12 protein-coding genes are annotated in these 9,637 nt (G+C 74.9%); 5 read left to right on the top strand and 7 right to left on the bottom strand.

Translation table 11 applies throughout. The features are described 5' to 3' along the window. Window positions 1–336: DeoR family transcriptional regulator (locus tag CCN44_RS36745; protein ID WP_143650250.1), on the bottom strand; the 336-nt coding region annotated here is incomplete at its 3' end. A 173-nt stretch (window positions 337–509) separates the two neighbouring features. Here CCN44_RS36745 and CCN44_RS36740 point away from each other — a divergent pair. Continuing rightward, complete coding sequence (locus CCN44_RS36740; RefSeq protein ID WP_086703012.1) at window positions 510–1,391, top strand: SIS domain-containing protein; 882 nt, start codon at window positions 510–512, stop codon at window positions 1,389–1,391. Window positions 1,392–1,423: 32 nt separating this feature from the next. After that, window positions 1,424–2,341 carry a class II fructose-bisphosphate aldolase gene (locus CCN44_RS36735; protein ID WP_059247812.1) on the top strand — a complete coding sequence of 306 codons (918 nt, stop codon included), beginning with the start codon at window positions 1,424–1,426 and terminating at the stop codon, window positions 2,339–2,341. Here CCN44_RS36735 and CCN44_RS36730 read toward each other — a convergent pair. Next, window positions 2,328–3,461, bottom strand: coding sequence for a methyltransferase (locus tag CCN44_RS36730; protein ID WP_059247811.1), 1,134 nt, complete (start codon window positions 3,459–3,461; stop codon window positions 2,328–2,330). The genes CCN44_RS36735 and CCN44_RS36730 overlap by 14 nt on opposite strands. A gap of 67 nt (window positions 3,462–3,528) precedes the next feature. On the opposite strand from CCN44_RS36730, the gene CCN44_RS36725 reads away from it, so the two are divergent. Both CCN44_RS36725 and CCN44_RS36720 read left to right on the top strand, forming a co-directional pair. Then, window positions 3,529–4,179, top strand: a complete 651-nt coding sequence (locus tag CCN44_RS36725; RefSeq protein WP_086703008.1) for an alpha-ketoglutarate-dependent dioxygenase AlkB family protein — start codon at window positions 3,529–3,531, stop codon at window positions 4,177–4,179. A gap of 48 nt (window positions 4,180–4,227) precedes the next feature. After that, window positions 4,228–5,472: an ROK family protein gene (locus CCN44_RS36720; protein WP_059247809.1), complete on the top strand. Its 1,245-nt coding sequence runs from the start codon at window positions 4,228–4,230 to the stop codon at window positions 5,470–5,472. Window positions 5,473–5,664: 192 nt separating this feature from the next. Here the strand turns inward: CCN44_RS36720 and CCN44_RS36715 are convergent, their stop codons facing one another. The 5 genes from CCN44_RS36715 to CCN44_RS36695 all read right to left on the bottom strand — a co-directional run bounded on the left by CCN44_RS36715 (window position 5,665) and on the right by CCN44_RS36695 (window position 9,226). Then, complete coding sequence (locus CCN44_RS36715; RefSeq protein WP_086703005.1) at window positions 5,665–6,630, bottom strand: DUF1272 domain-containing protein; 966 nt, start codon at window positions 6,628–6,630, stop codon at window positions 5,665–5,667. A gap of 117 nt (window positions 6,631–6,747) precedes the next feature. Further along, entirely contained in the window at window positions 6,748–7,659 is a 912-nt protein-coding gene (locus tag CCN44_RS36710) for a phosphotriesterase family protein (RefSeq protein ID WP_086703010.1), read from the bottom strand. Continuing rightward, window positions 7,656–8,240, bottom strand: coding sequence for a DUF4865 family protein (locus CCN44_RS36705; protein WP_059247808.1), 585 nt, complete (start codon window positions 8,238–8,240; stop codon window positions 7,656–7,658). Before CCN44_RS36705 ends, CCN44_RS36710 begins: the two co-directional genes overlap by 4 nt. A 15-nt stretch (window positions 8,241–8,255) precedes the next feature. Continuing rightward, window positions 8,256–8,645: a (R)-mandelonitrile lyase gene (locus CCN44_RS36700; protein WP_059247807.1), complete on the bottom strand. Its 390-nt coding sequence runs from the start codon at window positions 8,643–8,645 to the stop codon at window positions 8,256–8,258. Window positions 8,646–8,650: 5 nt separating this feature from the next. After that, the gene (locus CCN44_RS36695; protein WP_237481852.1) at window positions 8,651–9,226 is read right to left on the bottom strand and encodes a TetR/AcrR family transcriptional regulator; all 576 of its coding nucleotides are present in this window, start codon (window positions 9,224–9,226) and stop codon (window positions 8,651–8,653) included. A gap of 197 nt (window positions 9,227–9,423) precedes the next feature. On the opposite strand from CCN44_RS36695, the gene CCN44_RS36690 reads away from it, so the two are divergent. Then, the coding region (locus CCN44_RS36690; protein WP_086702999.1) for an SHOCT domain-containing protein at window positions 9,424–9,637 on the top strand (214 nt) is incomplete at its 3' end.

The raw sequence follows: 9,637 nt of genomic DNA, 5'->3' as shown, positions 1-9,637 counted from the left end.
CACCGCCAGCGCGCGGGCCACCTCCGTGGTGGTCGTGCCACCGGTCAGGCCCACCGCCTCGCCGGGGGCGACCAGTTCGGCCACGGCCTTGGCGATGCGCTGCTTCTCCGAGGCGCGCCGGGCCGTCTTGTAGCGCAGCGGGAGTTCGTACGACACCCCGTGCACCACCGCCCCGCCCCGGGTGCGGACCAGCATCTGCTGCTCGGCGAGCTGGTCGAAGTCGCGGCGGATCGTGGCCGCCGACACCGCCAGCTCGGCCGCCGCCTCCTCGACCTCCAGCCGGCCGCGCTCGACGAGCAGTTCCAGCAGCGCCTTCCAGCGGGCGTCCCGGGACATCCGCGGCCTCCCTTCCCCGATCGTCGCCTCCGGCCGTCCGTGCGGTCGTACGCCGATCGTCCTTCGATCTTCCGGCGACCCTAGCGCACCCGGACCCCGCGCTCGAATGCTTGATTGTGCTCGAAAGCTCGCTATATCTTGCAGGAACGATCAGCTAGGGGAGGGTGTGGGCCGTGACCCATGTCGAGAACGAGCTGAACAGCCAGCCCGAGTGCTGGATACGGGCGGCCGAGCAGGCGGACCGGCACCGGAGCGCACTGCCGGAACCGGGGGAGCGGGTCGCCGTCGTGGGGTGCGGCACCTCGTACTTCATGGCCCAGGCGGTGGCCGCCCTGCGGGAGGGCGCCGGGCAGGGCGAGACCGACGCGTTCGCCGCCTCCGAGTTCCCGCACGGGCGGTCGTACGACCGGGTCCTCGCCCTCACCCGGTCCGGCACCACCACCGAGGTGCTGGACCTGCTGGGCGGGCTCACCGGGCGGACACGCACCACCGCCGTCACCGCCGACCCGGACACCCCCGTCCGGACGGCCGCCGACGACCTCGTCGTCCTGGACTTCGCCGACGAACGATCCGTCGTCCAGACCCGGTTCGCGACCACCGCGCTCACCCTCCTGCGCGCCCACCTCGGCCTGCACAGCGACGCCGTCGTCGCCGACGCGCGCACCGCCCTCGCCGCTCCCTTGCCCGAAGGACTCGTGGACTGCACGCAGTTCACCTTCCTCGGGCGCGGCTGGAGCGTCGGTCTCGCCCAGGAGGCCGGACTGAAGATGCGCGAGGCCTCCCGCTCCTGGACCGAGGCCTACCCGGCGATGGAGTACCGGCACGGCCCGATCAGCGTCACCACCGCGGGCACGGCCACCTGGATGCTCGGCACGGCACCCGACGGACTCGCCGAACAGGTCCGCGCCACCGGCGCGCTGTGGATCGAGGGAGCACTCGACCCGCTCGCCGAACTCGTCCGGATACAGCGCCTCGCGGTCGCCGTCGCCGCCGCCCGGGGGCTCGACCCCGACCAGCCGCGGCACCTCACCCGCTCGGTGATCCTCGCCCCCTGAACCGCCGGCCCCGTCCCGGAAGGACACCTCACGTGCCCCTCGCGTCCACCGGCGAGCTGGTCACCCGGGCCGCCGCCGCCCGTTCCGCCGTCGCCGCGTTCAACGTCATCACCCTGGAACACATCGAGGCCGTCGTCGCCGGCGCCGAGTCCGCCGGATCCCCCGTGGTCCTCCAGGTCAGCGAGAACGCCGTCAAGTTCCGCTACGGACGGCTGCTGCCGCTGGCCCGCGCCGCCGTGGCCGCCGCCGAACGCGCCACCGTACCCGTCGCGCTGCACCTCGACCATGTGCAGAGCGACGACCTGCTGCGCCAGGCCGCCGGCGCCGGGTTCAGCTCGGTGATGTACGACGCGGCCCGCCTGCCGTACGCCGACAACCTCGCCGCGACCCGCGCCGCGGCCGACTGGGCGCACGGCCAAGGGCTCTGGATCGAGGCGGAGTTGGGGCAGATCGGAGGCAAGGACGGCCGGCCCCCGCTGGACGCGCACGCGCCCGGCGCCCGCACCGACCCCGACCGGGCACGGGACTTCGTGACCGGCACCGGCGTCGACGCCCTGGCCGTCGCCATCGGCAGCGTGCACGCCATGACCACCCGCACCGCCGTCCTCGACCTCGGCCTGCTGAAGCGGCTGTCCGGCGCGCTGACCGTACCGCTCGTCCTGCACGGCTCCTCCGGAGTGCCGGACGAGGGGCTGGTCGCGGCCGTCGGCGACGGCATCGCCAAGGTCAACGTCGGCACCGCGCTCAACGCGGCCATGACCGGCGCGATCAGGGACTTCCTCGCCGCCCGCCCCGAGGCCGTCGACTCGCGCACCTACCTCAGCGTGGGACGCGAGGCGATGGCGGCCGAGGTACGGCGCATCATCGGGGTGCTGTCCGGGAGCGGGGGCCGGCCGGCGCCCGAGGAGCCGTCCGCCGCGCCGGGGGACCGGCCGCCTAGCCCCGCTTGACCGCCCGCAGCACCACGAACTTCGGGTCCGACGCCACCAGCCGGCTGTTCCCGAACAGGCGCCTCAGCTTCACGTGGTACCCCAGGTGCCGATTCCCGATCACCCACAGCTCACCCCCCGGCCGCAGCGAGCGCAGCGCCCCCGTGAACATCCGCCACGCCGTCGCGTCCGTGGTCGCCTGGTGGGAGTGGAACGGCGGGTTGTTCAGCACCAGGTCCACACTGCCGGGCGCCACCCCCGCCAGCCCGTCCCCGACCCGGAACTCGGCGTGCCCCGGCACCCCGTTCGCCTTGTACGTCGCCTCCGCCGAGGCCACCGCCTGGAACGACTCGTCCACGAACAGCACCTCGGCCGTCGGATCGGCCAGCGCCACCGCCGTACCGACCACGCCGTTGCCGCAGCCGAGGTCCACCACGCGCCCGGCGCCCGGACCCGGCAGGTGCCGCAGGAAGAAGCGGGTGCCGATGTCCAGCCGGTCGGCGCAGAACACGCCCGCGTGGTTCACGACCGTGCGCCCCGACACCGCGCCGACGTCGTCCGGCAGGGCGTAGCTGTACGGCCACGGGTTCGCGGGCCGCTCCAGCGCCGGGTCCGGGGTGCAGAAGATCAGCCGGGCCTTCTGCCGGGCCAGCGAGGTCCGGGTCGGACCGAGGATCCGCTCGAACAGCTGGAGCGTCGAGGTGTGGATCTCCTTCACCATCCCGGTGCCGACCACGACCGTGTCCGCGTGCACGGCGGGCGCCAGCCGCAGCAGCTGGTCCTCCAGCAGCGCCAGGCTCTTCGGCACCCGCACCAGCAGCACGTCCACCCGCTCCGGCGGCGGATCCTGCGTGGTGAGCAGCCGGACCGCACCCGGCTCCACCCCGGCCCGCGCCAGGTTCGCCCGGGTCGCCTCCTGGCCGAGGAAGGAGTCGGTGATCTGCGCCGGCCGATGCTCCGCGAGCGCGGTGACCAGCGCGCCCCAACGGTCCCCGAGCACCACGACCGTGCCCGTGAGCGGCACCTTCTCCTCGGCGAGGTGGCGCAGCAGGTACGCGTCGGAGGCGTCCCAGGCACGCAGCCGGTCGCGGGGATCCTCGGGGAAGCGGGTCAGCTCGACCTCGCCCCACGGTGTCGTCATACGGTCGCTCATCGTGCGTCCAGGCTAGCGGAACCGCAGATCAGAGGCCGTGGGGCAGGATGGGGGCATGGAGGACGAGCTGTTCCCGCGGGAGCGCGCGGAGGTCGCGCCGGGCGCCGTGCACGTCGTGGACTGGCTGGACGCCGAGCGGCAGCGCGCCCTGCTCGCCGCCTGCCGGGACTGGGCCCGCCCGCCCGCCGGGCTGCGCACGGTCCGCACCCCGGGCGGTGGCACCATGACCGCCCGCCAGGTCTGCCTGGGCTGGCACTGGTACCCGTACGGCTACGCCCGCACCGTCGTCGACGGCGACGGCAGCCCGGTGAAGCCCTTCCCGGACTGGCTCGGCGAGCTGGGCCGCCGCGCGGTGACCGACGCGCTCGGCCCGGACGCCGTACCGGACACCCCGTACGACATCGCGCTGATCAACTTCTACGACGGCGACGCCCGCATGGGCATGCACCGCGACGCCGACGAGCGGGCGGACGCCCCGGTGGTCTCGCTGAGTCTCGGCGACACCTGCGTGTTCCGCTTCGGGAACAGCGAGACCCGCGCCAAGCCGTACACCGACGTCGAGCTGCGCAGCGGCGACCTGTTCGTCTTCGGCGGCCCCGCCCGGCTCGCCTACCACGGCGTGCCCCGCGTCCGCCCGGGCACGGCACCGCCCTGGCTGGGCCTGGCCGGACGGCTGAACATCACCCTGCGGGTGAGCGGCCGGTAGCCGGCGGCGCGGGCCGTCCCGGGCACGGATCATGGGAGACTCGCCCTCATGAACGGCAAGGCGGATCCCCGGACAGCGGGGGAGAGGACCACCTCGAGGGCGCGGCTGGACCGGGGGCGCGGAGCGCTCGGGCCCGCGCTGGAGCTGGTGCACACCGGGCGGGCGCCGACCCGGGCCGTGCTCACCGCCGAACTCGGCGTCACCCGGGCGACGGCCGGCGCGGTGGCCGCCGAGCTGGAGGCGCTGGGCCTGATCCGGGTGGACGCCCGTCCCGGCTCGGCGGCCGGCTCCCAGGGGCGGCCCTCGCACCGGCTGGCGGTCGCCGAGGACGGTCCCGTCGCCCTCGCGGCGCAGATCCACGCCGACGGCTTCCGGGCCGCGCTGGTCGGCCTCGGCGGGCGGATCGTGGCGACCGCGCCCGGCTGCGAGACCGTCGACGCCGACCCGGCGAAGGTGCTCGGCTCGGTGGTCGAGGCGGGCGCGGAACTGCTGCGCACCACCGGCCGGCGCTGTGTCGGCGCCGGACTCGCCGTCCCCTCCGCGGTCGCCGAACCCGCCGGCCTGGCCCTCAACCCCCTGCACCTGGCCTGGCCGGTCGGCGCGCCCGTCCGGGAGATTTTCGCGGAGTGCGTGCGCGCCGCCGGCATCGGCGGACCCGCGTTCGCCGGCAACGACGTCAACCTCGCCGCGCTCGCCGAACACCGGCACGGCGCCGGCCGGGGCGCGCGGGACCTGCTGTGCGTGGCCACCGGGCACCGGGGCGTCGGCGGCGCGCTCGTCCTGGACGGCCGTCTGCACACCGGCAGCTCGGGTCTCGCGCTGGAGGTGGGCCACCTCACGGTCAACCCGGAGGGCCGCCCCTGCCACTGCGGCAGCCGCGGCTGCCTGGACGTCGAGGCGGATCCGCTGGCCCTGCTGGTGGAGGCGGGCCGCGAACCCGGCCCCGAGGTGTCGCTGCTCCAGCAGGCCAACGACCTGCTGCGCACGCAGTACGGCGATCCGGCCGTGCGCAGGGCCGCCGAAGCCCTCATCGACCGCCTCGGCCTCGGCCTGGCCGGGCTGGTCAACATCCTCAACCCGGACCGCATCATCCTCGGCGGCCTGCACCGCACCCTGCTGGACGCCGACCCCGGCCGGCTGCGCGCGGTGGTCGCCGACCGCAGCCTGTGGGGCCAGAGCGGCGGCGTCCCCATCCTGCCGTGCACCCTGGACCACAACAGCCTGGTCGGCGCGGCCGAACTGGCCTGGCAGCCGGTCCTGGACGACCCGCTGGGGGCGCTGTCCGGGACCTAGGCCCTGTCGTTCGGACCATGCCGGCGTCGCGGGGCATGCCACGCACGTCTGCCGCGTTGTCGTCCCTCGCCCGCGTCGACTCCCGCTCCGCCTTGCAGCTGCACGCACCACGCCCCGCCCGGGTCGGCCAAGAGGCGACGTGCCCCACATCCGACCTGATCCGCACGTCAGGCCCTGGCACCGGGGCGCCGGTCAGCCGGACCGCCTGAGGTCGGCGAGGAGGGCGTCGAGGGCCTCGGTCAGGGACTCGGCGTTGGCGGAGTCGAACCATGTGGTGCGGATGCGCTCGTTGATGCCGTTCGGTGTCTCGTGGTCTCCGGCGAGCTGGTGCAGCGAGCGGCTGTCGTCGCCCAGGGAGCGTGCGACGCCCTGGAACAGCCCGCGGACGTAGCGCTCCGCGGCCTCGGCGGGCACGCCCTGCCGCGCGGCCCAGGCGGTGAGCGTGGCCAGGTACCCGTAGTGGCTGGTCAGCGTGCCTGTCAGGGCGGAGAAGACGCCGAAGCCGGCTTCGTCCGCGACGGGCAGCGCCCCGCCGAGGCCGTCGAAGAGGGCGTCCACGACCGGGTGGGCGGGGTACGTCACGGTGACGGACCGGCGTTCGCGCACGGCGGGCAGCGGGATGGCCCGCACCAGCGGGACGCCGGTGCCGAGCGTCCGGCGCAACTCGTCGATCCCGACCCCGGCCATCAGACTGACCACGACGCGGTCGCCGCCGACCCGGAGCCCGGCGAGGGCCTCGGTGCGGTCCTGCGGGCGGACGGCGAGGACCACCACGTCGGAGCCGTCCACCACGTCCTGGTTGTCGGCGCACACCCGCACGTTCGGATACCGGCCGGCCAGCTCGGCGGACGTACGGGACCCGCGCGGCGACAGGAGGATCTCCGGCGGCTCCCCGGCGCCGGCGCACAGGCCGTCCACCAGGGCCCGGCCGATCTCGCCCACCCCGATGACCCCCACACGGCCCGTGTTGGCTGCGGCCGGGACCGCGCGGCGCGGCCTCGGCACCAGTTCGCCCCCGCAGTTGGGGCAGACCTGGCCCATGGCCGCCGCGCACGCCTCGCAGAACGTGCACTCGTACGAGCAGATGCGGGCAGGGCCGCCCGGCGGCAGCGCGGCGGTCTCGCAGCGCTCGCAACGGGCGCGCATCTCCAGGGCCATGGTCTCTCGTCCCTCCGGGGCAGCGGTCGGTGGTCGTCGGCTCTCATCCTCCGGACCCCGGCCGACGGCGGAACCGCCCGGCGGGACAGAGATCCACAGGATCGGGCCAACGCCCGCTCATGTCCAGCGGGTTCCGAACGCCCGCCCCGGATGCTCCGTGAGGACCCGCTCCACCAGCTCGGCGCCGACCTCCTGTGCCAGCCGCTGCCGCACCCGGCGCAGCAGGTGGGGCATCCCGGGCCCGCCGTCGACCGACCGGGCCCCGGCGGTCACCGTGTCCCCGCCGAGCAGCAGCCGGTCCCCGAACCCCGCCTCCGCCAGGGCCCGCACCGCCTCCGGCATCCGCCAGTCGGTCGCGTGATGGGCGCGTGAGGGCCCGTCGAAGGCGAGCCAGCAGCCCGACGCGGCGGCCTGCCGGTGCACCACCGGGTCGGGGGAGCGATTCAGATGCCCCAGGATCACCCGCTCACCGGGCACCCCCAACTCCCCGCACAGCAGGTCCACCACGTCCAGCGCGCCGGTGCCCAGCTCCAGGTGTACGGCGATGGGCGCGCCGGTGGCGTGGTGCGCCTCGGCCGCCGCCGCCATGGTCCAGCGGGCGTGCGCGTCGAGCCCGTGGAAACCACCGGCCACCTTGATCAGCCCGGCCCGCACCCCGGTCGTCCCGATGCCCTCGGTGAGTTCGGAGACGAACAGTCCGGCGAGCTTCCCGCCCCGCAGCCGGGCCGTCAACCCCGGCTCGTAGTGCACCGCCTGGTGCAGTCCGGTGGCGCAGACGATCCGTACGCCGGTCGCCCGGGACAGCGCCGGCAGCTCCTCCGCCCGGCGCCCCATGCCGTACGGCGTCCACTGCACGACGGCCGCGCCGCCCGCCGCGCGGAAGGCCGCCAGCTCGGCCCGCGCGGCCGGGACGTCGTCCAGCTCCTGCCCCGGCAACCGCGGGCTGCGCAGGAAGAGATGGTCGTGCGCGTCGCACACGCCCAGCTCCGCCGGCCGGACGTCACCGAGGACCGTGCGGACGCGGGTCACCACCGGCGCCCGCGCGGGAGCCGGTCCCGGCCGGGTGCGGACAGGTGCAGCACCTCGAAGACGTCCCCGTCGGCCTTCGGCGCGTCCTGCTCCCAGAGGGAGAAGTGCACCAGCTCCCAGGCACGCGTGTCCACGGCCGCCGCCGCGAGTACCGCACCGTCCTCGGCCGCCAGCCTCGCGGTCTCGGCCACCGCGTCCGCCATGAACGAGGACAGCTCCACGCCCTCCGGCACGGGTCGGCGGCGACGGACGGCGACCGCCGGCGTGGCTGCGGTCGCGGTGCCCTCCTCGAACGCCAGGCCGGTCCACTGCCGGACCGCCGGCCGCCCGAAGTCGTCGACGGGCCCCTGGAAGGCGCCGCCCCACAGGAAGCGGTTCATGCCCTCCACGGTGTTCCAGAGGTAGAACGGCCCGTACTGGTTCACCGGCGAGCCGTTCACACCGCGCTCGCGCATCACGTACGTCTTGATGCCGAGGCCGTCCCAGTCGTCCAGCAGATGTCCCACCCGGGCGACCCGGGAGCGGACGATCCCCATGTCGTAGTCGGCGGGCAGGGTGAACTCGTACTGCATCGCGTGCATCTCGGGCTTCCCTTCTCAGGCGGGGTAGTCGGCCACGTGCGTGTGCCACTCGGTGGTCGTGCCGTCCTCGGCGGCCTCCACGACCGCCAGGTGCGTCATGAACGTGCGCGGCCCGGCACCGTGCCAGTGCCACTCGCCGGGCTCGATCCACACCGTGTCGCCCGCCCGGATCTCCCGCACCTCACCGCCCCTGCGCTGCACCAGCCCCTCGCCCTCCAGGACGTGCAGCACCTGCCCGTGCGGGTGCCGGTGCCAGGCCGTGTGCGCGCCGGGGGCGAAGTGGACGTTGAACATCCGCAGCCGGGACGGGGCCGCGGGAGCGGCTATCTCGTCCAGCCAGACCGTGCCGGTGAAGTTCTCCGCCGGGCCCTGCTGGGTGTCGGGGCGGCGTCGGGTGATGTGCACGTGACTCAGTTCTCCTGTCCGGGAGCCGGCGGGGCGAGCAGGGAGAGCAGACCGCGCACCCCGGCGTCGAAGGCGGCGGGCGATCCGGACGCGCGGGCGAGGACGTAGCCGCCCTGCACGGTCGCGAGGACGGCTGCGGCGACCTCCGCGCCGTCCAGACCGGGTGCGAACTGCCCCTGCCGCTTGCCCTCTTCGACGATCCCGGCGATCCGCTCGCGGAGGGCGGCGATCGTCTCGTCGACCGGCGCGCGCAGCTCCTCGCTGGCGATCACGTCCGGGTCCATGGTCAGCCGGCCCACCGGGCAGCCGCGCAGCACGTCACGCTCGCGCAGCAGATACGCCTCGATGCGCTCGTACGGCGTGCCCGGCCCGCCGAGCACGGCCTCGGCGGTGGCCCGCAGTTCCTCGGCGGTGCGCCGGATCGCCGCCAGGGCGAGATCGGGCTTGCCCTTGAAGTGGTGGTACATGCTGCCCTGGCCGGCCCCCGCCCGCTCCAGGATCGCCTTGGGGCTGGTGCCCACGTACCCGCGCTCCCACAGCAGCTCACGGGTGGACTCGATCAGTCGTTCCGAGGTGCTCATGCGCTCAGTGTACATACTAGTAGTTACAAGGGCGTGGCGTCCCGGAGGGTCCGTCACCCTCCACCGGGACCGGTCGCACCCCACCGCCGTACTCCCCGGGAGGTACACGCACTGCCGCCGTCCGCACGACGACCCGGACCCTCGTCCGGAGGGAGCCTCGGAAAGACGCGAACCGACGACGAGGGAGACGACCCGAGATGCACACCCTGGCGCACGGGGCCGGCGGGCCCGGCCCGTGGATCCTGTTCCTCCCGCTGATCTGGGCGGCCGTCGTGACCGGCGCCGTCACCGTCCTGCGCCGCACCGCCTGGCACGGCCCCCGGCGGCCGGTGGACCCGGGGCCCCCGACGGGCGCCGCACCACTCGCCGTCCTCGGCCGCCGCTTCGCCTCCGGCGAGATCGACGAGGACG

It is taken from the genome of Streptomyces tricolor (assembly GCF_002155905.1).
GTDB lineage: Bacteria > Actinomycetota > Actinomycetes > Streptomycetales > Streptomycetaceae > Streptomyces > Streptomyces tricolor.
This window is presented reverse-complemented; position numbering and strand designations above follow the sequence as displayed.

Excerpts from the sequence above, each read along its gene's own strand:
- CCN44_RS36715 (WP_086703005.1), bottom strand. The coding sequence starts at position 6,630 with ATGGCCCTGGAGATGCGCGCCCGTTGCGAGCGCTGCGAGACCGCCGCG.
- CCN44_RS36725 (WP_086703008.1), top strand. The coding sequence starts at position 3,529 with ATGGAGGACGAGCTGTTCCCGCGGGAGCGCGCGGAGGTCGCGCCGGGC.
- CCN44_RS36730 (WP_059247811.1), bottom strand. The coding sequence starts at position 3,461 with ATGACGACACCGTGGGGCGAGGTCGAGCTGACCCGCTTCCCCGAGGAT.
- CCN44_RS36695 (WP_237481852.1), bottom strand. The coding sequence starts at position 9,226 with ATGAGCACCTCGGAACGACTGATCGAGTCCACCCGTGAGCTGCTGTGG.
- CCN44_RS36720 (WP_059247809.1), top strand. The coding sequence starts at position 4,228 with ATGAACGGCAAGGCGGATCCCCGGACAGCGGGGGAGAGGACCACCTCG.
- CCN44_RS36705 (WP_059247808.1), bottom strand. The coding sequence starts at position 8,240 with ATGCACGCGATGCAGTACGAGTTCACCCTGCCCGCCGACTACGACATG.